The sequence below is a fragment of the Nonomuraea sp. NPDC050643 genome, assembly GCF_040654715.1.
Lineage (GTDB): Bacteria > Actinomycetota > Actinomycetes > Streptosporangiales > Streptosporangiaceae > Nonomuraea.
Window position 1 is genome coordinate 87,358 of the sequence record NZ_JBFAIM010000004.1, and the last position, 22,044, is coordinate 109,401.

The 22,044-nt window shown below is 71.8% G+C and carries 20 protein-coding genes; 16 read left to right on the top strand and 4 right to left on the bottom strand.

Annotation, left to right across the window (positions count from 1 at the left end; all coding sequences use genetic code 11):
- Both AB0I15_RS06320 and AB0I15_RS06325 read right to left on the bottom strand, forming a co-directional pair.
- Positions 1–654, bottom strand: a complete 654-nt coding sequence (locus tag AB0I15_RS06320; RefSeq protein ID WP_358090997.1) for a histidine phosphatase family protein — start codon at positions 652–654, stop codon at positions 1–3.
- 32 nt (positions 655–686) lie between these two features.
- Positions 687–1,604: a TIGR03621 family F420-dependent LLM class oxidoreductase gene (locus AB0I15_RS06325; RefSeq protein WP_358091000.1), complete on the bottom strand. Its 918-nt coding sequence runs from the start codon at positions 1,602–1,604 to the stop codon at positions 687–689.
- Positions 1,605–1,668: 64 nt separating this feature from the next.
- On the opposite strand from AB0I15_RS06325, the gene AB0I15_RS06330 reads away from it, so the two are divergent.
- The 10 genes from AB0I15_RS06330 to AB0I15_RS06375 all read left to right on the top strand — a co-directional run bounded on the left by AB0I15_RS06330 (position 1,669) and on the right by AB0I15_RS06375 (position 10,559).
- Entirely contained in the window at positions 1,669–2,436 is a 768-nt protein-coding gene (locus AB0I15_RS06330; RefSeq protein WP_358091003.1) for a phytanoyl-CoA dioxygenase family protein, read from the top strand.
- Positions 2,421–3,377, top strand: coding sequence for a phosphotriesterase-related protein (locus tag AB0I15_RS06335; protein ID WP_358091006.1), 957 nt, complete (start codon positions 2,421–2,423; stop codon positions 3,375–3,377). Before AB0I15_RS06330 ends, AB0I15_RS06335 begins: the two co-directional genes overlap by 16 nt.
- Complete coding sequence (locus AB0I15_RS06340; protein WP_358091008.1) at positions 3,374–4,567, top strand: cytochrome P450; 1,194 nt, start codon at positions 3,374–3,376, stop codon at positions 4,565–4,567. Before AB0I15_RS06335 ends, AB0I15_RS06340 begins: the two co-directional genes overlap by 4 nt.
- On the top strand, positions 4,564–5,400 hold the full coding sequence (locus AB0I15_RS06345) for an SDR family oxidoreductase (protein WP_358091013.1): 837 nt from the start codon (positions 4,564–4,566) through the stop codon (positions 5,398–5,400). Before AB0I15_RS06340 ends, AB0I15_RS06345 begins: the two co-directional genes overlap by 4 nt.
- Before the next feature lie 31 nt (positions 5,401–5,431).
- Positions 5,432–6,289: a Gfo/Idh/MocA family oxidoreductase gene (locus AB0I15_RS06350; protein ID WP_358091016.1), complete on the top strand. Its 858-nt coding sequence runs from the start codon at positions 5,432–5,434 to the stop codon at positions 6,287–6,289.
- A gap of 199 nt (positions 6,290–6,488) precedes the next feature.
- Positions 6,489–7,448, top strand: a complete 960-nt coding sequence (locus AB0I15_RS06355; protein ID WP_358091019.1) for an ABC transporter substrate-binding protein — start codon at positions 6,489–6,491, stop codon at positions 7,446–7,448.
- Between the two features lie 2 nt (positions 7,449–7,450).
- Positions 7,451–8,485 carry an iron ABC transporter permease gene (locus AB0I15_RS06360; RefSeq protein WP_358091021.1) on the top strand — a complete coding sequence of 345 codons (1,035 nt, stop codon included), beginning with the start codon at positions 7,451–7,453 and terminating at the stop codon, positions 8,483–8,485.
- A complete protein-coding gene (locus AB0I15_RS06365) occupies positions 8,482–9,255 on the top strand; it encodes an ABC transporter ATP-binding protein (RefSeq protein WP_358091023.1) in 774 nt (257 codons plus the stop codon). Before AB0I15_RS06360 ends, AB0I15_RS06365 begins: the two co-directional genes overlap by 4 nt.
- Positions 9,252–9,890, top strand: coding sequence for an adenosylcobinamide amidohydrolase (locus tag AB0I15_RS06370; protein ID WP_358091025.1), 639 nt, complete (start codon positions 9,252–9,254; stop codon positions 9,888–9,890). The genes AB0I15_RS06365 and AB0I15_RS06370 overlap by 4 nt, the downstream gene beginning before the upstream one ends.
- Positions 9,891–9,953: 63 nt before the next feature.
- The gene (locus AB0I15_RS06375; RefSeq protein ID WP_358091026.1) at positions 9,954–10,559 is read left to right on the top strand and encodes a Uma2 family endonuclease; all 606 of its coding nucleotides are present in this window, start codon (positions 9,954–9,956) and stop codon (positions 10,557–10,559) included.
- Here the strand turns inward: AB0I15_RS06375 and AB0I15_RS06380 are convergent.
- Positions 10,553–12,214 (bottom strand): hydantoinase B/oxoprolinase family protein, encoded by a 1,662-nt coding sequence (locus AB0I15_RS06380; protein ID WP_358091028.1) that lies wholly within the window; start codon positions 12,212–12,214, stop codon positions 10,553–10,555. The genes AB0I15_RS06375 and AB0I15_RS06380 overlap by 7 nt on opposite strands.
- Positions 12,211–14,205: a hydantoinase/oxoprolinase family protein gene (locus AB0I15_RS06385; RefSeq protein WP_358091030.1), complete on the bottom strand. Its 1,995-nt coding sequence runs from the start codon at positions 14,203–14,205 to the stop codon at positions 12,211–12,213. The genes AB0I15_RS06380 and AB0I15_RS06385 overlap by 4 nt, the downstream gene beginning before the upstream one ends.
- Positions 14,206–14,310: 105 nt before the next feature.
- On the opposite strand from AB0I15_RS06385, the gene AB0I15_RS06390 reads away from it, so the two are divergent.
- The 6 genes from AB0I15_RS06390 (at position 14,311) to AB0I15_RS06415 (ending at position 22,017) form a co-directional block, all read left to right on the top strand.
- Positions 14,311–15,789: a hypothetical protein gene (locus tag AB0I15_RS06390; RefSeq protein ID WP_358091032.1), complete on the top strand. Its 1,479-nt coding sequence runs from the start codon at positions 14,311–14,313 to the stop codon at positions 15,787–15,789.
- Positions 15,789–17,456 carry a protein kinase gene (locus AB0I15_RS06395; protein WP_358091034.1) on the top strand — a complete coding sequence of 556 codons (1,668 nt, stop codon included), beginning with the start codon at positions 15,789–15,791 and terminating at the stop codon, positions 17,454–17,456. Before AB0I15_RS06390 ends, AB0I15_RS06395 begins: the two co-directional genes overlap by 1 nt.
- A 70-nt stretch (positions 17,457–17,526) precedes the next feature.
- A complete protein-coding gene (locus AB0I15_RS06400) occupies positions 17,527–18,183 on the top strand; it encodes a response regulator transcription factor (protein ID WP_358091036.1) in 657 nt (218 codons plus the stop codon).
- Between the two features lie 89 nt (positions 18,184–18,272).
- Complete coding sequence (locus tag AB0I15_RS06405) at positions 18,273–20,336, top strand: DUF6421 family protein (protein ID WP_358091038.1); 2,064 nt, start codon at positions 18,273–18,275, stop codon at positions 20,334–20,336.
- On the top strand, positions 20,333–20,962 hold the full coding sequence (locus tag AB0I15_RS06410) for an SDR family NAD(P)-dependent oxidoreductase (protein WP_358091040.1): 630 nt from the start codon (positions 20,333–20,335) through the stop codon (positions 20,960–20,962). Before AB0I15_RS06405 ends, AB0I15_RS06410 begins: the two co-directional genes overlap by 4 nt.
- Positions 20,959–22,017: a low specificity L-threonine aldolase gene (locus AB0I15_RS06415; protein WP_358091042.1), complete on the top strand. Its 1,059-nt coding sequence runs from the start codon at positions 20,959–20,961 to the stop codon at positions 22,015–22,017. Before AB0I15_RS06410 ends, AB0I15_RS06415 begins: the two co-directional genes overlap by 4 nt.
- Positions 22,018–22,044 lie beyond the last annotated feature (27 nt).

Here is a 22,044-nt window from a genome sequence, read left to right on the forward strand (position 1 = left end):
TCAGTTCACCGGTCCGTTCGCGGGTCTGTTCGCGGGTCTGTTCGCGGGTCTGTTCGCGGGTCTGTTCACTGGGGCGTTCCAGGTCGTCAGCACCGGCTCGGCGTGCTCGAAGCCGAGCCGTGAGTACGTGCCGGTGTCGAGCCTGAACAACCTCCCCTCCTCGGGCGCCAGGCGCAGCCACCGGGCGGCCAGGACGCGCAGGAAGTGCCCGTGCGCCACCACCGCCACCCGCCCCTCGACGGCCCCCTCGAAGGACAGGGCCCGGCGGATCACCCGGTCGGCGCGCACGGCCACCTCGGAGGCGCCCTCGCCCGGATGCTCGGCGTCGCCGGGGGGCACGCCGTCGCGCCACAGGTACCAGCCGGGGCGCGTCTCACGGATCTCCGGCGTGGTCAGCCCCTCATAGCCGCCGTAGTCCCACTCCCACAGGTCGGGGTCCACCTCGTAGCCGGTCAGCCCGGCCAGCTCCGCCGTCCGCCGCGCGCGCCGGGCCGGGGAGACCAGCACCAGGCCGAACGGCTCCTTGGTCAGCGGAGCCAGCGCCCTGGCCTGCTCCTCGCCGTGCTCCGTCAAAGGCAGGTCGGTGCGGCCGGTGTGCTTGCCCGCCTTGCTCCACTCGGTCTCTCCGTGCCGGAGCAGCAGCATCTCGTTCATGGTGTCCATCATCGGGCACGGCCCGCCCCGGGCTATCGGGAGGTGGCGAGCTCCTCGACGACGGGGGTGAAGGCGGCGAGGTCGCGCTCGTGATGCACCACGAAATACGAAATGTCATGCTCATCCCGCCAATGCCGGAGTTTGTCGGCTATGTCGCGCCGGGTGCCCAGCAGCACCTGCGGCGTCTCGTCCAGCGCCGAGCTGTCGGCGGCGCTCCACGCCTCCTCCGCCTTGCGCTCACCCACCTGGACGACGCTCGTGCCCAGCTCCAGCCGCGCGTACCGCTCGCCGGCCGCCGCCCGTACCGCGGCGATCTTGGCCAGGAACGCCGCGAGCCCGCCGTCCGCCGGATCCGGCCCGCTGCCGTCGCTCTTGACCCGCATCCCGAGGTTCACCACGTCCGCCTCCTCGGCCGCCAGTCGCAGCATCCGCGCGCCGCCCCCGCCGATCACCAGCGGCGGCCGTGGCCGCTGCACCGGCTTCGGCCGCTGGTCGAGCCCTTCGATCCGGTAGTGCTCGCCCCGGAAGCTGAACGGCCCCTCGCCCCACAGCCCCTTGAGCACGGCGATCGCCTCCCGCAGCCGCCCGACCCGCACCCCGGGAGCCTCCAGCGCCAGCCCGGCGCCCGCGTAATCGCCCGCCATCCACCCGGTCCCGATCCCGGCCTCGAGCCGCCCGTCGGAGAGCACGTCGAGCGTGGCGGCCTCCTTGGCGAGCACGGCCGGATGCCGGAAGTCGTTGGCGAACACGAGGGTGCCGACCCGCAGCCGCGTGGTGGCGCAGGCGGCCGCGGTGAGCGCGGCGATGGGAGCGAACCGGGGCCCGACGAGATGATCGGGCACCAGCAGCACGTCGAACCCGGCCCCTTCCAGCCGCCTGGCCTTCTCGGCCCACGCCTTCCCCGATCCGGCCTCCCGCACCACAGCCCCGAACCTGAACCGCCGCACCATGCCTCCCGGTCATCGATCGAGCAGAGGGTTTACCAAGCGCTTGCTTAGGTGCCAGACTAGGCGCATGGAGATCCCGGTGCGCCAGGTGACGGACGATGAGGTGGCGTTCTTCGGGGAGCACGGCTGGGTGCGGCTCGGCCGGCTGATCGAGCCCGGCGCCGCCGCGGCCCTGCGTGAGCGGGCCCTCGGGTTCCTGGCCGAGCGGTCCAGGCACCATCAGAGCCTGGTCGACCAGGCGTTCGGGCAGTCCAGGGACATCGGCGACGGCGACGAGCTGTTCGGCGCGCTGACCATGAGCCCCGCGATGGGGCGCAACGCCGTACGGCTGCTGCGCGGGGTGCGGGCCGTACGGGTGCAGGTCACCAATCTGCTCGTGAAAGAGGCGGGCGAGCACGGCGCCACCGAGTTCCACCAGGACTTCCCCTGGATGCCGATGGACCGGTCGGCCATGCTGACCGTGTGGCTGGCCCTGGCCGACGTGCCGGCCGACATGGGGTCGCTGCGCTTCTACGACGGCTCCCACCGCCACGGCCTGCTCGGCCGCAGCTTCACCCGGCCCGGCGACGACCAGCTCAGCCAGCACCCCTGGCTCAAGGAGCTGGAGCTGTCGCCGCCGCTCGACCTCGAGGCCGGGGACGCGACCGTGCACCACGCCCTGACCGTGCACGGCGCGCCCGCCAACCGCCGGGACAGCCCGCGCCTGTCGTTCACCGTCACGTACTTCGACGCCGACGCCCTCTACACCGGCCTGCCCTACAAGCAGACCGACGGGCTCGGGCTCGACGTGAACCGGCCCTTCGAGCACGAGAGGTTCCCGTGCCTGAGACCGTGAGAGGCCCGGTCGCCGACCTCGGGGCGACGCTCATGCACGAGCACGTCTTCGGGCTGAGCCCCGAGATCCTCTGGAACTGGCCGGACATCCCCGAAGGGTGGGATCTGGAGGCGCGGGCGCGCGAGGCGGCGGGCAAGCTGGACGCGGTGAAGGCCGAGGGCATCGACACGATCGTGGACCTCACCGTGGTGGGGCTGGGCCGCTACGTCCCGGCGGTGTGCCGGGTGGCCGAACTGACCGGTGTGAACATCGTGGCCGCGACCGGGCTCTACACCTACGACGCGCTGCCGCCGTACTTCGGTAACCGGGGGCCCGGATCGTTGTTCGGGGGCCCGGACCGGCTGGCCGAGTTCTTCGTACGGGACATCGCCGAGGGCATCGGGCGGACCGGCGTCAAGGCGGGCATGCTCAAGTGCGCCTCCGACCACCTGGGGATGACCAAGGGCTGCGAGCGCGTGTTCAGGGCGGTCGCCGAGGCGCATCTGGAGACCGGCACGCCCATCACGACGCACTCCCACAGCGCCTCCAAGGGCGGGCTGGAGCAGCAGGAGCTGCTGGGCTCGCTGGGCGTGGACCTGGGCAAGGTGGTCATCGGGCACGCCGGGGACTCGACGGACGTGGCCTACCTGGAGGAGCTGGTCGCGAACGGCTCGTACCTGGGGATGGACCGGTTCGGGATCGAGACGATCAGCTCGTTCGAGGACCGGGTGGCGGTGGTGGCGGCGATGTGCGAGCGCGGGCACGCCGGACGAATGGTGCTGGGTCACGACTCGTACTGCTTCAACGATCGTTTCGACGCCGACGTCGTACGGCGGCGCCATCCCAACTACCACCTCCTCCACGTCTCCCGTGACGTGCTGCCCGAGCTGCGCAAACGGGGCGTCACGGACGACCAGATCCAGCAGATGCTCGTCGACAACCCGCGGAGGATCTTCCAATGAGCGAGGACTTCGACGTCACCGCGGACTGGCACGTCGCCGCCCCGTACGGGTTCCTCGCCCGGCTGCGCGAGCGGGCGCCGGTGTTCCACAGCGAGCACCTGGGCGCGTACGTGCTGACCCGCTACGCCGACGTCCGCGCCGCGTACGGCGACCCGCGCCGCTTCTCCTCCAAGGGCTCGCTGACGATCTCGCGCAGCCTGACCCGCGAGACCAGGGAGAAGCTGGGCGAGCACGGCTCGTTCCTGTCCAGCTTCGTGGCGAACGTGGACCCGCCCGACCACACCCGCCTGCGCCGGTCGGTGTCGAAGGCGTTCACGCCGCGCGCGGTCGCCGCCATGGAGCAGGAGTTCCGGCGGCTCAACGAGGACCTCCTCGACCGGCTCGCCCCGCGCGGGCACGCCGACTTCGTCACCGAGATCGGCCACGAGCCGTCGGTCAAGCTCACCGCCCGCTTCATCGGGGTGCCCGAGTCCGACGAGGCGTTCGTGCAGTCGCACGTCAAGGACTGGTTCCAGCTCTTCCTGTCGCCGCAGCCGCCGGAGCGCCAGCTCGAGCTCGCCGAGAGCTTCCTGACCTACCTCGACTACGTGGACCGCCTGGTGGCCGCCCGGGCCGAGGATCCCAAGGACGACTTCACCTCGCTGATGACGTCCCTGATCGGGGCGGAGCTGAGCCACCGCGAGGTGGTCGAGCTGATCTCCACGATCCTGCTCGGCGGCAACGACACCGTCCCGAACCAGCTCGGCAACACCGTCCTGCGCCTGCTCAGGGAGGAGGCGTGGCCGGTGCCGCCGACACTGGTCGCGGGCGCGTCCGAGGAGTGCATGCGCATAGACGGCGCGTCGCTGGGCTCGTTCCGGTACGCCGTGGCCGACGTCGAGCTCCATGGCGTGACGATCCCGCAGGGGTCCCTGGTCCTGCTCTCCACCGACTCCGCCGCCCACGACGAGAGTGTCTTCCCCGATCCCGACCGCTTCCTGATCGACCGCCCGAACGCCGCCGAGCACATGGTCTTCGGCTACGGCATCCACTTCTGCGTCGGGGCCGCGCTCGGACGCCTGCAACTGCGCACCGCGCTGGAGGTGCTCGGCCGGCGCCTGCCCGGCCTGCGGCTCGCCCCCGGCCGGCGGATCGCCTACCGCAGGTCCATCGTCGGCCGCGGGCTGCCCTCCCTGCTGGTGGAGTGGTGAGCGGGCGCTTCGACGGCCGCGTCGCGCTGGTGACGGGGGCCGGGTCCGGCATCGGCGCGGCCTGCGCCGCCCGGCTGGCCGCCGAGGGGGCCTGCGTGGGCGTGCTCGACCTGCGGGCCGCGAGCGCCAGGGGCACCGCCGCCGCCATCCGCTCCCACGGTGGCACCGCCATGGCCCTGACCTGCGACGTCTCGGACGAGAAGCAGGTGGAGGAGGCGGTCTCGACCCTGGTGGCGTCGTTCGGGCGGGTGGACGTGCTGCACTCCAACGCCGCCGCGCTCGACCCCGCCGTGTACGGCCGCGACCGCGACCTCGACGACCTCGACGTCGCCGTCTGGGACCGCACCATGGAGGTCAACCTGCGCGGCGCCATGCTCATGGTCAAGCACACGGTCCCCGCCATGCCCGACGGGGGCGCCATCGTGCTGACGTCGTCGGTGTCCGCGCTGGTCGGGGATACGATGCACGCCGCGTACGGAGCCTCCAAGGCGGCCCTCATCGGCTTCACCCGCTACGTCGCCACGACGTACGGCGCCCGCGGCGTCCGCTGCAACGCCGTCGCCCCCGCCCTCGTCCTCACCCCCGCCGCCCAGCGCGCCCTGAGCCCCGCCCAGCTCGCCGACAAGGCCGCCGAACGCCTCCTGCCCTGGCCGTGCACGGTCGAAGATGTCGCCAACCTCGTCGCCTTCCTGGCCTGCGACGAGTCCCGCTGCGTCACCGGCCAGACCCTCGTCATCGACTCCGGCACGCTCGCCCACCGCCCCCAGCACGCCGTCCAGCAGTGGCGGAACCAGGATTCCTTTTCGAGCGATCAGGGGAGGGATGCCCAATAAGGTGGGTTTTGGATGGAACCTGGGAGGGTGCATGGAGCCGGTGGCGGTCGGGCTGATCGGGGCGGGGCCGTGGGCCCGGATGGCGCACGCGCCGATGCTGGCCAAGGGCCCGCACACGCGGCTGGCCGGGGTGTGGGCGCGCAGACCCGAGAACGCCGCGCTGCTCGGCGCACCCGTGTACACCCGGGTGGAGGAGCTGTTCGACGCCTGTGAGGCGGTGGCGTTCTGCGTGCCGCCGTCCGTGCAGGCCGAGTTCGCCGTCCGCGCCGCCCGCGCCGGCAAGGCCCTGCTGCTGGAGAAGCCCCTCGCCGACTCACTCGAAGGCGCGCGGCGGGTCGCCGACGCCATCGCCGAGGCCGGCGTGGCCTCCCAGATGGTGCTCACCCTGCGGTACGCCACCCAGACCCGTACCTTCCTGGCCCGCTGCGGCCAGATCGAGGCGTTCGGCGGCCACGCCGCCAACATCTCCGGCTCCCTGCTCGGCGACCACCCCTTCGCCACCCCCTGGCGGCTCGAACGCGGCGCGCTGCTCGACGTCGGCCCGCACGTGATCGACCTGCTGGACGCCGCGCTCGGCCCGATCACCGGCGTGCGCGCGCACGGCAACCCGCTCGGCTGGACCGGGCTGCTCCTGGAGCACGAGGGCGGCGCCGTCAGCGAGGCGTCCCTGTGCATGGCCGCCGTCGGCGACCTGCCACCCGCCACCGTCGCCGTCTACGGCCGCACCGGCAACGCCGTCCTCCTGCCCGTGGTCGAGGACCCCCTGGAGACGATCGCCGAGGAGTTCGCCCAGACCGTCCGCGACGGCGGCGGGCACCCCCTCGACGCCGCCCACGGCCTGCGGATCCAGCGGATCATCGCCGAGGCGGAATCCCAACTCGCCCCTTGACGAGGCCGCCGTCCGGGGCATTGATAGCGTGTGTCCGACGCGCAGTGCTGCAGCGAAGTCCGGTGCGAGTCCGGCGCTGTCCCGCAACTGTCATAGCCAGGTCGCCTGCCGCTGCGCGACGTCATCAACCCTCGTGGAAAAGGGTGATCCGTCGCTCTCAGCGGGTCTCTCGGTTCCGAACAGTGTGAAAGGACTACTCGTGAGGCCCGTACGCACGGCTCTCGCGGGCGCGCTGCTGGGAACGCTCGTCCTGACCGGTTGTGGTCAGACCGGAACGACAGCCTCCCCCTCAGCGGCCCCCGCCGCCTCCAGTGCCGCCCCCAGCGCCGCCCCCGGTGCATTCCCCGTCACCATCGAAGCGGGCAACGGCAAGGTCACGCTCACCAAGAAGCCGGAACGCATCGTCTCGCTCTCGGCCACCCACACCGAGACGTTGTTCGCCATCGGCGCCGGCCCCCAGGTCGTGGCCGTCGACGACCAGTCGAACCACCCGCCCGAGGCCCCCAAGACCGACCTGTCCGGCTTCAAGCCGAACGTCGAGGCCATCATCGCCCACAAGCCCGACCTCGTCATCGTCTCCGACGACCTCGACAAGGTCGTGGCCGAGCTGGGCAAGGTGAACGTGCCCGTGCTGCTCCAGCCGGCCGCGACCAGGCTCGACGAGGCGTACGAGGAGATCGCCGAGATCGGCGCCGCCACCGGCAACAAGGCCAAGGCCGACGAGGTCGTCTCCGGCATGAAGAGCGCCATGGAGAAACTGGCCGCCGAGGCGCCCAAGGACACGAAGCTCACCTACTACCACGAGCTCGACCAGACCCCCTACGCCGCCACGTCGAAGACCTTCATCGGCCAGATCTACGGCATGTTCGGCCTGACCAACGTGGCCGACGAGGCCCCCGACGCGGCGGGCGGCTATCCCAAGCTGTCGGCCGAGTTCGTGGCCCAGGCCGACCCCGACCTGATCTTCCTGGCCGACGTCAAGTGCTGCCGGCAGAGCAGGGACACCCTGGCCAAGCGGCCGGGCTGGAAGAACCTGTCCGCCATCAAGAACGACCAGGTCGTCCAGCTCGACGACGACCTCGCCTCCCGGTGGGGGCCGCGCGTGGTGCAGCTCGCCGAGTCCATCGGCGCCGCCGTCGCCAAGGCCGGCGCGAGCTGAGCGTGATCACGCGGGCCGGCCCGTCCAGGGCCAGACCTCTCTGGGTGGTGTCCGCCCTGGGCGTGCTGGCCGCCTGCATGATCGCCGGGCTCCTCGACGGCGCCGCCGACATCTCGCCCTGGCAGGTCGTGCTCCAGGCGGTGGACTGGCTGCCGCTCGTGCACGTGGACTCCGGGCTCGCGCCCGTCGAGCAGGGGCTGCTGTTCGAGCTGCGGCTGCCCCGGGTGCTGGTCGCGGCCGTGGTGGGCGGGCTGCTCGCCATGGCGGGGGCGGCCTACCAAGGGGTGTTCCGCAATCCGCTGGCCGACCCGTACCTGCTGGGCGCCGCGGCCGGGGCCGGGCTGGCGACGACCGCGGCCATCGTGCTGCTGCCCGCCGCGGAGGGGTCCATCCCCATCGCGGCCTTCGTGGGGGCCGTGGGCGGGGTGTTCCTGGCGTACACGCTGGGCAACACCGCCGGGCGCGCGGGCGGCACCGCCACGCTCGTGCTGGCCGGGGTGGCGGTCACGTCGTTCCTGACCGCGATCCAGACGTTCATCCAGCAGTTCAAGGTCGAGGAACTGCAGCGCATCTACTCGTGGATCCTCGGCGACGTCGGCGGCGGGTGGGACCAGCTCTGGCTCGTCCTGCCGTACGCCGCCGTCTCCGCCGTCCTGCTCCTGCTGCACGGACGCATGCTCGACGTGCTGTCCGTGGGCGACGAGGAGGCCACGAGCCTGGGCGTGCGGGCGGCCAGGGTGCGCTTCACCGTGCTGCTGGCGGCCTCGCTGGCCACCGCGGCGGCCGTGGCGGTGAGCGGGCTGATCGGGTTCGTGGGCATCGTCGTCCCGCACGTCGTGCGGCGGCTGGCGGGGGGCTCGTACCGGATCGTGCTGCCGCTCTCGCTGATCGGCGGGGCGGCGTTCCTGGTGTTGGCCGACCTCGTCGCCCGTACGGTGATCGCGCCGGCCGAGCTGCCGATCGGGGTGGTGACGATGTTCGTGGGGGCGCCGTTCTTCGTGGGCGTGCTGCGCATGACCAGGCGGGCGGTCACGTGATCCGGGCCACCGGCCTGTCCGTACGGCTCGGCGACCGCGACGTCCTCGACGGCGTCGACCTGGAGGTGCGCCGCGGCGAGTGGCTGGCCATCATCGGGCCGAACGGGGCGGGCAAGTCCACGCTGCTCAAGGCCGTCATGGGGCTGGTCGCGCACCGGGGCGAGGTCTCGCTCGACTCCCGGCCGGCCGGGGCGCTGAAGCCGCGTGCGCGGGCCCGGCTGGTGGCGTACGCGCCGCAGGCGCCCGCGCTGCCGCCGGACATGTCGGTCTTCGACTACGCGTTGCTGGGGCGGACGCCGTACATCCCGTATCTGGGGCGGGAGAGCGGGCACGACCGGGCCGTCACGGAGTCCGTGCTCGAGCGGCTCGACCTGACCGCGCTCGCCACCCGGCCGGTCGGGGAGCTGAGCGGCGGCGAACGGCAGCGCGTGGTGCTGGCCAGGGCGCTCGCCCAGGAGGCCCCCGTGCTGCTGCTGGACGAGCCCACCACCGCGCTCGACCTCGGGCACCAGCAGCAGGTGCTGGAGCTGGTCGACCGGCTGCGGCGGGCCGACGGGCTGACCGTCGTCACCACCCTGCACGACCTGACCGTCGCCGGGCTCTACGCCGACGCCCTCCTGCTGCTGGCCGAGGGCCGGGTGGCCGCCGCCGGCACGCCCGCCCAGGTGCTGACCGAGTCGTTGGTGGGACGGCACTTCGACGCGCATGTGAAGATCGAGCCGGGACCCGACGGGCGGCCCGTCGTGCACCTGGTCAGGGGAGGCCCGTGAAGCTGACGTACCGCGTGGAGGAGGGGGCCAGGCTCGGGTCGCTGCTGTGGGAGTTCGGGCCCGGCCGGCGGATGATCTCCTCGGCGATGCTCGGCGGCGGGATCGGGGTCCGGGAGTGGGTGCTGAACGCGCAGGTGGTGGCGGGCTACTCGCGGATGGACCCGGTCGATCACCTGACGTCGCTGGGGCCGGGCGGGGACGGGGTCGGGATGATGACCGCCGCCTCGGTCGACCGGTACGTCCGGGCCACGGACGGCGGCGTCGAGGCGTACGCCACGGTGGGGCTGCGCGTGCCCACCTGGGCCGCCGCCCCCGAGGGGTGGGAGGATCCCGAGCTGGCCCCCATCCGGGTGGGGACGATCAACATCGTGGTGGTCGTGCCGGTCGCCATGACGGACGCGGCGCTGGTCAACACCGTGATGACGGTGACGGAGGCCAAGTCGCAGGCACTGATCGAGGCGGGGTTCGCGGGCACGGGGACGGCCTCGGACGCGGTGTGCGTGGTGGTGCCGGTGGACGGGCTCGAAGAGTTGTTCGGCGGGCCACGGTCTGTCTACGGCGCCCGGATCGCACGGGCGGTGCACACGGCCGTGCGGCGCGGAGCCGAGGCGTGGCGGCCTCGTCACTTAAAGTGAGGAAAATCGGGGAAGTAGCATGTGCGCGAGGGCTTGACTCCCGATACTGAGCAGGTGACCGCAATGGCGACGATCGAACCGACAACTGGATCGGCCGTGAACGAGCCGGCCCCGAGGCGCACGGTTCTCCCCGGCGTGCCGCCGTTCACTGTCGACGACCTGCTCAAGTTCCCGGACGACGGGAACCGATATGAGCTCTTCAACGGGAGCCTACTAGTGAGCCCCGCCCCCACCCCCCGGCATCAGATCGCCATCTTCCGCTTGCAGATGGCCTTGCATCAGGAGATGCCACCGCACTTGACGGTCCTGTCGACCGTCAACGTGCGGGCATCGGACAGGGATTACTACATTCCCGACCTCGTGGTGGTGCCGAAGGAGAGGGCCGAGGCCGTCAGGCTCATGTTCGCTCCCGACGACCTGCTCCTCGCCGTGGAGGTGGTGAGCCCCAACACGAAGATTCGTGACAGGGCGACCAAGGCGGCCGCATATGCCGAGGTGGGCATACCCACTTATTGGCGCCTCGAGATCGAAGAAGGGCCGACACTCTACGTTCATGAACTCGACGAGGGGTGCTACAGGGGGCCCGTCGCCCACCAGCCGGGCGCGACAGTGAAGCTTTCCGAGCCCTATCCCGTCAGCTTCGACCCCGGTGAGCTGACCGACTACTGAGTGTCCGGCCCGTAGTCCTCCGCCGCTCCTCGCACCGTCACGCGCCCGGCGTCGAGGTCGGCGAGGATCGCCTCCCGGTCGCGTTCCCTCGGCGGGCCGAGGCCGCCGCCGCCCGTCGTCTCGACGATGAACGCCTCCCCGGCCGCGAACCGGACATTGTTCACCTTGGACGCCAGCCGCTCCACCACCCCGTCCAGGTGCCGCTTGTAGAACCCGCCCAGCCGCCCCGGCAGCCCTCCGTCGCGCCCCGGTGGGGCCAGGCGCAGCCGGTCGCCGCGGGTGGTGACGTGGCAGTCCGCCAGGAACCGGTACACCGTCCGTGACCCCAGCCCGCCCCGGTGCCGGCCGGGCCCGCCCGAGTCCGGGATGGTCTCGATCGACTCCACGATCAGCGGGCAGCGGCTCTCCACCGGCTCCGTCTGCGGCACCGAGTTCCGGCCGATGCCGAAGTGCACGCCGGTCGCGTCCGGCCCGTCCAGGCCGCGCCGGGCGCCCACGCCGCCGAAGTCGTACGACAGATGGATCCAGTACGGCGCCCCGACCGCCGCGATCGAGAACGGCTGCAGGATCCCGCTGGCGGCGATCGCCCGTTCGGGCACCGCGTCCGACAGGGCCTGGAAGACGGCCTCCATGGCGGCGTAGATGGGGACGTACCGGCCGCCGCAGGGGTAGGGGGAGCGGGCGTTGAGCAGGGAGCCCTCCGGCAGGTGCACGTCGATGGCCCGCAGGCAGCCCTCGTTCATGGGGATCGTGGGGTCGAGGAAGCAGCGCAGCGCGAAGACGGCGGCGGCCAGCGACTGCGAGGCAGAGGCGTTGACGGCCGCCGGGACCTGCGGGCCGGTGCCCGAGAAGTCCAGCACCGCCCGCTCGCCCAGGGTGACGGCCACCCGGACGTGGTGCGGCCTTTCGAGGTCGATGCCGTCGTCGTCGATCGGGTACGCCGCCTCGAACCGGCCCCTCGGCAGCTCTTCCAGCGCCGCGAGGGTCCTGGCCTCCGTGTAGTCCAGGTAGTCGTCGATGCCCTCGGCCAGGCCGCTCACGCCGTACTCCTCCGTGAGGGCCTGGAGGCGGGCGGCGGCCACGGCCGTACCGGCCACGAGGGCCCGTACGTCGCCCATGACCTTGTCCGGGGTGCGGCTGTTGGCCTTCAGGACGGCCTCGATGGCGGGTTCGATGCCGGCGGCGGTGGCCAGGCGCACCGGGGGGAGTTGCAGGCCCTCCAGGAAGATGTCCGTGGCCAGCGGGGCCATGCCGCCCGCCGAGAGGCCGCCCAGGTCGGAGACGTGGATCATGGTGGCCGTGAAGTAGGCGGGGGCCGCGCCGACGAAGACCGGGCGGTAGACGAGCAGGTCGTTGGTGTGGACGCCGCCTCGGTAGGCGTCGTTGAGGACGTACACGTCGCCGGGGCGCATGGTGGCGAGGGGGATGTCGGCGATCAGCTCGGGCAGCGCCACCTTGAGCGCCATGCTGTTCATGAGCGTGGTGGCCATGGAGTGCGCGATCAACCGGCCCCGCGTGTCGAGGATGGCGGCCGAGGCGTCGGAGCCCTCGACGATGAACGTCGAGTACGCCGAGCGCACCACCACGATGCTGGCCTCCTCGGCGGCCACGACCAGGGCGTTCCTGAGCACCTCGGCGGTGAGGGCGTCGGTCATGCGGCGCTCCTGGTGAGGTGCACGGCGCCGGTGGGGGCGACGGTGGCGGTCCAGCCCGGGGGGACGACGATCGTGGACTCGGCGTCCTCGATCACCGCCGGGCCCGGGAGCCCGGTCCGCTCGACGGTGCCCCGGGTGTGCACGGGCACCTCGGTGAATCCGCCGGCCTCCGGGAAGTACGCCGTCCGCGCCGACGCCGTGCCGCCCTCCGGTGCCCGGCCCGCCTCGGGGGGGCCGCCGCCCGGCGGGGTGGTGAGGCGGACGCGGTAGCTGACGAGTTCGATCTCGCCGCGTTGCGTGATGCCGTAGACCTCGGCGTACCTCTGGAAGAAGCGGGACTCCAGGGTCGCCCGGTCGGGAGACCAGTCGACGGTCAGGTCGTGGGACTGGCCCTTGAAACGGACGTCCACCGACCGCAGGACCGTCGCCTCCGCGACCGGGACGTCCAGGTCGGCGGCCGCGTCGGCGGCCAGGGCGGTGAAGACGGCCTCCGGGTCCGGGGCGTCGAGGCGGGACCGGACGCGGTCTGTGGACAGGGCACCGGACAGGAGACCGGCGGCCGAGGCCACGCCGCAGTACGCGGGCACCACCACCGTCCCGATCCCGAACCGCGCCGCCACCCGCGCCGCGTGCATGGGCCCCGCGCCCCCGAAGGCGACCAGGGCGAAGCCGCGCGGGTCGATGCCCCGTTGCACCGTCACCACGTGCACCGCCGACGCCATCGCGGCGCTGACGATCTCGTGCACCGCGTACGCCGCCTCCGCCCGCGACACCCCCAGCGGCCCGGCCAGCCGGTCGAGGGCCTTGTCGGCCGGCACGGGCGAGAGCGGGATCGACGCCGAGGACAGGTAGCCGAGGACGAGGTTCGCGTCCGTCACGGTCGGCTCCGAGCCGCCCAGGCCGTAACACGCGGGGCCGGGGGAGGAGCCGGCCGAGTGTGGGCCGACGCGGAGGGCGCCCGCCGGGTCCAGCCAGGCCACGCTGCCGCCGCCCGCCCCCACCTCCGCCAGGTCGATGGCCGGGGTCTTGATGGGCACGCCGGTGCCCGCCCGCCGCCCGCCGAAGCTGCCCTTGCCGCCCACGTGGAACTCGTGCGTGATCGACGGCCGGCCCCCGCGCACCACGCACGTCTTGGCCGTGGTCCCGCCCATGTCGAACGAGATCACGTCCGCGAACCCCGCGCCCGCCGCCGCCAGCACCCCGGCCGCCGGGCCCGACTCGATCGTGGCCACCGCCCGCCGGGCGGCCAGCTCGGCGGAGATCACGCCGCCGCTCGACTCCATGACGTGGATGGGCGCGTCGATCCCGATCCCGGCCAGCCGCGCGCGCAAGCGGGAGAGGTAGGAGGCCATCAGGGGGCCGATGTAGGCGGAGATGATCGTGGTGGTGGCGCGTTCGTACTCGCGGATCTCGGGCCAGATCTCCGAGGACGCGACGACGTTCGTGATCGACTCCCGCAGGATCTCGGCCGCCCGCCGTTCGTGGGCCGGGTTGGCGTAGGAGTGCAGGAGGCAGAGCGCCGCCGACTCGATGCCGCGGGCCGTGATGGCGGCGGCGGCGCGGCGTACCGAGCCCTCGTCCAGGGGCGTCAGCACGGCGCCGCGGGCCGAGACGCGCTCGGCCACCTCGAAGCAGTCGCCGGGCGCGACGGGGGGCGGGGGCGGGGTGAAGCGGAGGTCGTATCGGTCCTCCTCGACCCGGGCGTAGCGGCCCAGGGGGATGGCCGCGCGGAAGCCCTGAGTCGTGACATAGGCGACACGTACGCCCTTACGTTCGAGCACCGCGTTGGTGGCCAGCGTCGTGGCGTGCACGACCCGCGTGACCTGCGACGGGTCGCGGTCGCCCAGCGCGCGCGTAACGCCGGCGACGATACCGGCGATGGGGTCGTAGTGGGTGCTCAAACATTTGGCCACGGAAATCGCGCCCGACGTGCCTTGAACGACCACGTCGGTGAAGGTACCGCCGACATCGACGCCGATCGTGTAACCCATTCAGGTACGTTATGTCCCCGAGCAAGCGCTTGTCTACGTAGTGGTCTATTGACTTACGGCAGGTGATTGGGACTCTGGTTCTAGACCTGCGTTTGGAGCGGAGAGATGGCGCGCCTCACAGCTCTTGCCGTTGGCGTCGCGGTGGCACTGACGCTGACCGCGATGCCGGTCGCGGCCCATGAGCACCCGAGCGGGATCACCGACCTGGTGAGCCCGGCCGTGGTGCGGGTGGAGTCCGTGTCCCACGTGGAGATCACCCTGCTCGATCATGTCAGCGAGCTCAAACATGTGGAGCGGTCCTACGACGTCCCGTTCGCCGCGGGCACGGGGACCGTCGTCAGCCCCGACGGCACGATGGTGGCGCTCAGACGCCTGGCCGTGAACCCCAACGACGCGGCCGTCTACGCGGCCAACAAGATCTTCGCCGAGCACCACAAGGTCAAGATCCCGGCCGACTACAAGAAGCACAAGCTCTCCGACGACCTGCTCAACCGTCACCTGCAGGCGTGCTACCCGCCCAAGACCAGCACCGCCACCTGCATCATCAACGTGACCACCGAGATCACCGCCTTCCCCAACGTCTCACCGCCCAGCGCCGACGGCTTCAAGGTCAAGTGCATCAAGGCCGGCCCCGACCCCGACAGCCCCGCCGTGCTGGTGCCGCTGGCCCCGGCGGCGGGCAGCGTCGGCATGCCGACCGCGCCGCTCGCCGACAAGGTGCCCGAGCAGGAGGGCGCGCCCACCAACGTGGCCGGCTTCCTGGGCCGGCCGGGCCCGAACGTCGCCCACACGGTCGAGATCGCCCACCTGGCCAAGGGCGGCGGGGCGGGCGCGGGCGGCCGGCCGTTCGCCGACCCGGAGAAGGACCCCAAGAAGCGTATCGACGAGCCGGTCAAGCTGGGCGGCCTGGCCGACAAGGGCCTGGTCGGCGCGCCGGTGATCGGCGACAAGGACGGCCACGTCATCGGCCTGCTGGTCGGAGGCGGCAAGGAAGGCAAGATGATCGGGGTCAGGGAGATCACCGGCATCCTGGCCGCCGCCAAGGTGGTGCCGCGCAGAGGCGCGATCGACACGGCGTTCGAGGCGGCGCTGACCCGCTACCACACGAAGTACTACACCGAGTCCGCCCCCGGTTTCCAGCGCGTGCTGGAGCTCTATCCGGGCAACGTGGTGGCCGCGGCGCTGCTGAAGACCTCGCTCGCCAAACGGGGCGGGCCGGAGGACCAGGGCACGAAGAAGGTGGCGAGCGAGCCGGCCGGATCGTCCACGCCGCTGTGGCCGTTCGTCCTGGCGGCGGTGGCGCTTTTCATGGCGGCCGGCGGTGGAGCGTATCTGTTGTGGCGTCGCCGCACTCCTGAAAAACCGACGGAGCCGCCACAGCCACTGGCGGCCGGCCCACCGATCGACGACGGCGCCAACCAGACCGTGGTCGTACGGCGATCCCAGTCGTTCCAAGTGGTCCCGCAACAGCAACAGGTGATGACGGCGCCGGATCCGGCGATCAAATACTGCACCTCGTGCGGCATGAGGCTCGGACCGGCGCACCGCTTCTGCGGCTACTGCGGCCACCCCAGCGAGACGTGATGCCATTGAACGAAAGATCCCTCATCGGCCAGGAGGTGGCCGGTTACTACATCGAGGACATCGTCGGCAAGGGCGGCATGGCCGTCGTCTACCTGGCGCTCGACCCCCGGCTGAGCCGCCGGGTGGCGCTGAAGATCCTCAACCCGGTGCTCAGCGTCGACGACCGGTTCAGGCAGCGGTTCATCCTCGAGTCCAGGACCGTCGCCAGCATCGAGCACCCCAACATCATCCCGATCTACGAGGCGAACGCCGACGCCGACGGCGTGCTCTACATCGCGATGCGCTACGTCGACGGCCTCGACCTGCGCCGCCTCATCTACGACCGCGGGCCGCTGCCGATCGCCCAGGCGAACCAGATCTTCGCCCAGGTGGCCGCCGCGCTCGACGCCGCCCACGCCCACGACCTGATCCACCGGGACGTCAAGCCGGCCAACATCCTGCTGGCCGACGGCCACGTCTACCTCACCGACTTCGGCATCACCAAGCACCGCTCGTCGATCTCCGGGCTGACGCAGACCGACCAGTTCATCGGCACCCCCCGCTACATGTCGCCCGAGCAGATCAACAAGGAGCACATCGACGGCCGCTGCGACCAGTACGCGCTGGCCTGCGTCGTCTACGAGGCGCTGTCGGCGCGCCTGCCCTTCCAGCGGGAGAACGACATCGCGCTGCTCTGGGCGCACCTGGCCGAGCAGCCCACGCCCCTGTCGCAGATCAGGCCCGAACTGCCGCCCCAGATCGACGCCGTGATGATGCGCGCGCTGGCCAAGACCCCCGAGCAGCGCTACGCGACCTGCACCGAGTTCGTGACCGCGCTGCGCGACGCGATCAGCGGGCCCCAGCCCGACCTGTACGGCGGCCCGAGCTCAGGTCCCCACCCGGCCCCGAACCTGGGCGTGCGCTCCTCGGGGCCGCACCTGGTCCCGCGCCCGACCACCAGCCCCCACTCGGGCCCGCACCAGGTGCCGCAGCTCGCCGGCCCCCACACGCAGCCGCCCAGCGCCTTCGCTGCGGCGCCCACGGGCCCCGGTCAGCCGCCGCGGGCCTCCGCCCAGCGGGCCCGGCCGGGGCGGATCCCGATCGTGGCCGCCACGCTCGTCGCCGCCGTCGCGGCGCTCGCGCTGGTCGCGTTCATCGTCATGAACCACCGCGACGACACCTGGGCCCGCTACAAGACCAGCGCCGCCGCGCCGCTCACGTTCGACCATCCGGGCGACTGGACCGTACGCACCCACCAGGACCTGTTCGCGGTGGTCTCGCCGCACGCCACCGAGTTCGAGTCCCTGTTCGTCGCCGGGCCGGGCGCCGACTGGTCGGCGATCTCGCAGATCGTCGCCGACGACCCCGAAGCCGCCTCCGGCGTGTACGTCCAGGTCTCCGACACCCTCGAGGCCGGCGGCACCTCCGAGCAGATGAAGGGCAAGATGGAGGTCCTGCTGCCCGGCCAGGTCGACCTCGGCAAACCCGTGCAGGACCAGGCGGGCAACAGCCCCGCCACCCGGTTCGACGGCGCCCTGCACGACCCCGCCAGCGGCACCAGGCTGGGCTTCGTCAGCTACGTGATCGAACGCCGGCCCAAGACCATGCTGATCATGTACTTCTGCGCCAAGGCCACCTGCGACGACGCCACCCAGACCCGCATCAGGCAGAGCGTCCATGTCTCGTGACTTGTGACTCACTTGTGCCCGGCTTGACCTGGGTGTTCAAGGCGGGGGCGGGCGGTCTACCCTCCGCGGTGTGGGCATTCGAATCGTCATCGCCGACGACCAGGCGATGGTCAGGGCCGGGCTGCGCATGGTCGTCGACAGCGACCCCGGCATGGAAGTGGTCGGCGAGGCGGCCGACGGGCGTGAGGCCATCGCCGTGGCCAGGCGTACCCGGCCGGACATCGTCCTGATGGACATCTCGATGCCCCGGCTCGACGGCCTGTCCGCGGCCAGGGAACTGCTCGACACCCCGTCGCCGCCCAAGGTCATCACGCTCACGACGTTCGACACCGACGAGAACCTCTACGCCGCGCTGCGCGCCGGCACCAGCGGGTTCCTGCTGAAGGTGTCGCCGCCCGAGCAGCTCCTCGAGGCGATCAGGGTGGTGCACTCCGGCGACGCGCTGCTCGACCCGGCCGTGACCAGCCGGGTGATCGCCACGTTCGCCGGCCGCGCCGAGCCCAGGCCGGCGCCCGCGCTCGCCGAGCTGACGCCGCGCGAGCTGGAGGTGCTGCGCCTGCTGGCGCGCGGTCTCACCAACGCGGAGATCGCCAAGGACCTGTACGTCGGGGAGGCCACGGTCAAGACGCACGTGGCGCGGGTGCTGATGAAGCTGTCGCTGCGCGACCGGGCGCAGGCCGTGGTCTTCGCGTACGAGACCGGTGTCGTCCGGCCCGGCGCCGGCTGAGTGTCTCACCATGCGGAAGGGTTTGGTGAGGCACGCCGTACTCATGTGTATATTTTCCGTTATAAGGCGGTAGATACAGGAGATTCTTCATGCAATCCTTCCCTCGGGTGCTGTTCGACGAGGCCCACAGCGAGTCGTGGACCGTCCGGCGTGAGGTGGCCGAGGCCATCAACCCGGCCCACCCCGACGACAACAGCTACGCCCGCGCGGCCGGGCTGCTGCGGCACCTGGGGCACACGGTCACCGTCCACACGACGGGCCCCCTTGACGCCGGGACGCTGGCGGAGCAGGACGTCCTGGTGATCGCGCACCCGTCGGGGGAGCGGTGGGAGCGCACGACCGGGCAGGGCAGCCCGGTCTTCGCCGCCGCCGAGCTGGACGCGATCCAGGGCTTCGTGGCCGGCGGCGGCGGGCTCGTGGTGCTGGCCGAGGAGGAGCAGGACAAGTACGGCAACAACCTGGCCGACCTGCTCGGCCGGTTCGGGGTGCGGGTCGTCCACGGCACCGTGCGCGACCCGGGGCACGCGCACCGGGGCGTGGCCACCTGGGTCCTGGGGGAACGTTCCACCGACTCCGGGGTGCTGGCCGGGGTGCGGGCGGCCTGCTTCTACCGCTCCGGGACCCTTGCGGCGGAAGGCGCGGAGGTGCTGTTCAGGACGTCGGCGGCGGCCGACCCGGCGGGCGCGCCGCTGGCCGTCACGGTCCGGCACGGCCGGGGGCGCGTGGCCGTGTTCGCCGACTCCGACCTGTTCGGCGACGACTCCATCGAGGACTACGACCACCGCGCCCTCTGGGGCAACGTGATCACCTGGGCGGCCCGCGTCCCCGAGGCCGGCGACGGCGCCGGAACCCGTGATGCGGCCAAGGCGGAGCTGTTCGGCCGGTTGAAGGCGGCGGTGGAGGAGCTCAGGCCGCTGCAGGTCAAGGACGGCTCGGTGCCGGAAGAGGGCAAGGAGCTGGCCAAGGGGCTGGTCGGGGAGATCGCGGCGCGGGTGGGCGACATTTCGGGATATTTCCCGCATGACGCCGCCTACCTCCAGGCCGTTCAGGACGACCTCGCCACGTGGGCCGGCCAGGACCTCGGCGTGCCCGACTTCCTCGGCTCCCTGGAGCTGTTCCACCCCGACACCCAGCGCCAGGACGGCCTGGAGCACGTCGTGGTGTTCCCCATGTACACGCAGAACGGCAACCCGAACCGCAACCTGGAAGCCGTCTGGATCCGGACGATCTGGCCGGACTGGCTGGCCCGGCTCGAGGCGGGCGGCTACGACAACCCGATGTTCGTGCCGATCGCGTTCGAGGACTTCACCTCCGGCTACGACACGCACTCGGCTGTGCTGTTCCCCGAGACCGTCGCGGTGCGCCGGGCGCCCGAGCGCTTCACCTGGGGTGGGATCTTCGCCGACCGCGAGGCCGCCAGGTTCAGGCGGGTGTCCAGGGCGGCCGTCGAGACGCTGAAGCTGGTCCTGCCGCCGGACGCCGACCGGCTGCTGGAGTCGCAGCGGCTGGCGCAGGACACGTTCGTGCTGTGGGACCTGGTGCACGACCGCACGCACAGCCATGGCGACCTGCCGTTCGACCCGTTCATGATCAAGCAGCGGATGCCGTACTGGCTGTACTCGCTGGAGGAGCTGCGCTGTGACCTGACCGCGTTCGGCGAGGCGGTGAAGCTGGAGGCGCAGGGGGTGCCGCACGCCCGCTACGTGCAGCACGCGATCCTGTTCGACCGGCTGTTCAGGTTCCCGATCACCGGTGAGCGGGTGCGGAACTACGACGGGCTCGGCGGGCAACTGCTCTTCGCCTACCTGCACCGCAACGACATCGTCCGGTGGACCGACAACCGGCTCATGATCGACTGGGAGCGGGTCGCGGACGGGGTGGCCGATCTGCGCGGCGCGGTCGAGAAGCTGTACCGCGACAGCATCGACAGGTCCAAGCTGGCGCACTGGCTGGCGGCGCACGAGCTGGTGGGTTCGTACGTGGCCCCGCACCCGGCCTCGGTCTGGGCCAAGGGGGTCCAGGCGCTGCCGGAGGAGCAGAAGGCCAAGGTGGACGCGGTGCTGCCGGACGAGTTCCCGCTGAGCATGTTCTACGAGGCACTGCGCCGTAAGCTGACCGATGTGGTCGAATCGACTAAGGGACTCCGAGCATGATCATTCTGGTTACCGGGGCCGGCGGGCCCACGGGTGAGGCTGTGTCCGGATATTTTCGGAAAAACGGTCACACTGTGATCGGTGTCGACAAGGAAGACGTCGACCTGCTCGACCGCGCCGCCGTACAGGGCCTGGCGGACCGGATCGAGCGCGAGCACGGCCGTGTGGACGGCGTGGTGCACCTGGTCGGCGGCTGGCGGGGGTCCGACTCGTTCGCCGAGACCAGCCTCGAGGACTGGGACCTCCTGCACGACCTGCTGATCCGCACCCTCCAGCACGTGTCGCTGGCGTTCGAGCCGCTCTTGCGGCGCAGCGCCGACGGCCGCTTCGTCATCGTCTCGGCCAAGGCCGCCGGGCAGCCCACCGCCGGGGGCGCCGTCTACGCGGCGGCCAAGGCGGCGGCGGAGGCGTGGACGCTCGCGCTCGCCGACGCCCTCAAGGACACCGGCAGCGCGGCGACCATCCTCGTGGTCAAGGCCCTGGTGAACGACGCCATGCGGGCCGGCAGGCCCGAGGCGCGCTTCCCCGGCTTCACCGACGTCAACGACCTGGCGGCGGCCATCGGCGGCCTCTACGACCGCCCGGCGGCAGAGATCAACGGCACCAGATTGGACCTCACTTCTTGATTCCCCGGCACGACCCCCTCCTCAAGGCGTTCGCCAGCGACAACTACGCCGGTGTGCACCCCGAGATCCTCCAGGCCATCGCCACGGCGAACGGCGGCCACCAGACCTCCTACGGCGACGACGTCTACACCGAGGCTCTGCGGGAGGTCTTCCAGCGGCACTTCGGCGAGTCCGCACGCGCGTGGCCGGTGTTCAACGGCACCGCCGCGAACGTCGTCTCCCTGCGCGCCATGACCGCCCCGTGGGAGGCGGTCATCTGCGCCGAGAGCGCCCACATCCACACCGACGAGGGCGGCGCGCCCGAGGTGGCCGGCGGCATCAAGCTGCTGACCGTGCCCACCCCCGACGGCAAGCTCACGCCCGCGCTGATCGACCGGCAGGCGTGGGGCTTCGGCGACGTGCACCGGGCCCAGCCGAAGGTGGTGTCCATCTCCAACACCACCGAGCTGGGCACCCTCTACACGCCCGCCGAGATCGCCGCGATCTGCGCGCACGCCCACGACCTGGGCCTGCTCGTCCACCTCGACGGCTCCCGCCTGACCAACGCCGCCGCCGCGCTGGACGTGCCGCTGCGGGCACTGACCACCGACGCGGGCGTGGACGTCCTCTCCTTCGGCGGCACCAAGATCGGCCTGCTGTACGGCGAGGCGGTCGTCGTGCTCAACCCGGACGCCGCCCACGGGATCGACTACCTCCGCAAGACGTTCATGCAGCTCTCGTCGAAGATGCGGTTCGTGTCGGTGCAGTTCGAGGCGCTGCTGTCGGGCGACCTGTGGCTGCGCAACGCGCGGCAGGCCAACGCCATGGGACGGCGGCTGGCCGAGGCCGTGCGCGGCATCCCCGGCGTGGAGCTGCCCCGGCCGGTCGAGGCCAACGCCGTGTTCGCCGTCCTGCCCGCCGACGTGACCGAGCGGCTGCGCAAGCGGTTCCGGTTCTACACCTGGAACGAGGCCACGGGGGAGGTGCGGTGGATGTGCGCGTTCGACACGACCGAGGAGGACGTGGACGCCTTCGCCGCCGCCCTCGCCGAGGAGATGGCCGCGGCGCGCTCCTGACGCCTCAACCGGAGCCGCTTGAACAGG

Excerpts from the sequence above, each read along its gene's own strand:
- AB0I15_RS06405 (WP_358091038.1), top strand. The coding sequence starts at position 18,273 with ATGCAATCCTTCCCTCGGGTGCTGTTCGACGAGGCCCACAGCGAGTCG.
- AB0I15_RS06390 (WP_358091032.1), top strand. The coding sequence starts at position 14,311 with ATGGCGCGCCTCACAGCTCTTGCCGTTGGCGTCGCGGTGGCACTGACG.
- AB0I15_RS06410 (WP_358091040.1), top strand. The coding sequence starts at position 20,333 with ATGATCATTCTGGTTACCGGGGCCGGCGGGCCCACGGGTGAGGCTGTG.
- AB0I15_RS06385 (WP_358091030.1), bottom strand. The coding sequence starts at position 14,205 with ATGGGTTACACGATCGGCGTCGATGTCGGCGGTACCTTCACCGACGTG.
- AB0I15_RS06325 (WP_358091000.1), bottom strand. The coding sequence starts at position 1,604 with ATGGTGCGGCGGTTCAGGTTCGGGGCTGTGGTGCGGGAGGCCGGATCG.
- AB0I15_RS06340 (WP_358091008.1), top strand. The coding sequence starts at position 3,374 with ATGAGCGAGGACTTCGACGTCACCGCGGACTGGCACGTCGCCGCCCCG.
- AB0I15_RS06320 (WP_358090997.1), bottom strand. The coding sequence starts at position 654 with ATGAACGAGATGCTGCTGCTCCGGCACGGAGAGACCGAGTGGAGCAAG.
- AB0I15_RS06395 (WP_358091034.1), top strand. The coding sequence starts at position 15,789 with ATGCCATTGAACGAAAGATCCCTCATCGGCCAGGAGGTGGCCGGTTAC.
- AB0I15_RS06380 (WP_358091028.1), bottom strand. The coding sequence starts at position 12,214 with ATGACCGACGCCCTCACCGCCGAGGTGCTCAGGAACGCCCTGGTCGTG.
- AB0I15_RS06330 (WP_358091003.1), top strand. The coding sequence starts at position 1,669 with ATGGAGATCCCGGTGCGCCAGGTGACGGACGATGAGGTGGCGTTCTTC.
- AB0I15_RS06350 (WP_358091016.1), top strand. The coding sequence starts at position 5,432 with ATGGAGCCGGTGGCGGTCGGGCTGATCGGGGCGGGGCCGTGGGCCCGG.
- AB0I15_RS06375 (WP_358091026.1), top strand. The coding sequence starts at position 9,954 with ATGGCGACGATCGAACCGACAACTGGATCGGCCGTGAACGAGCCGGCC.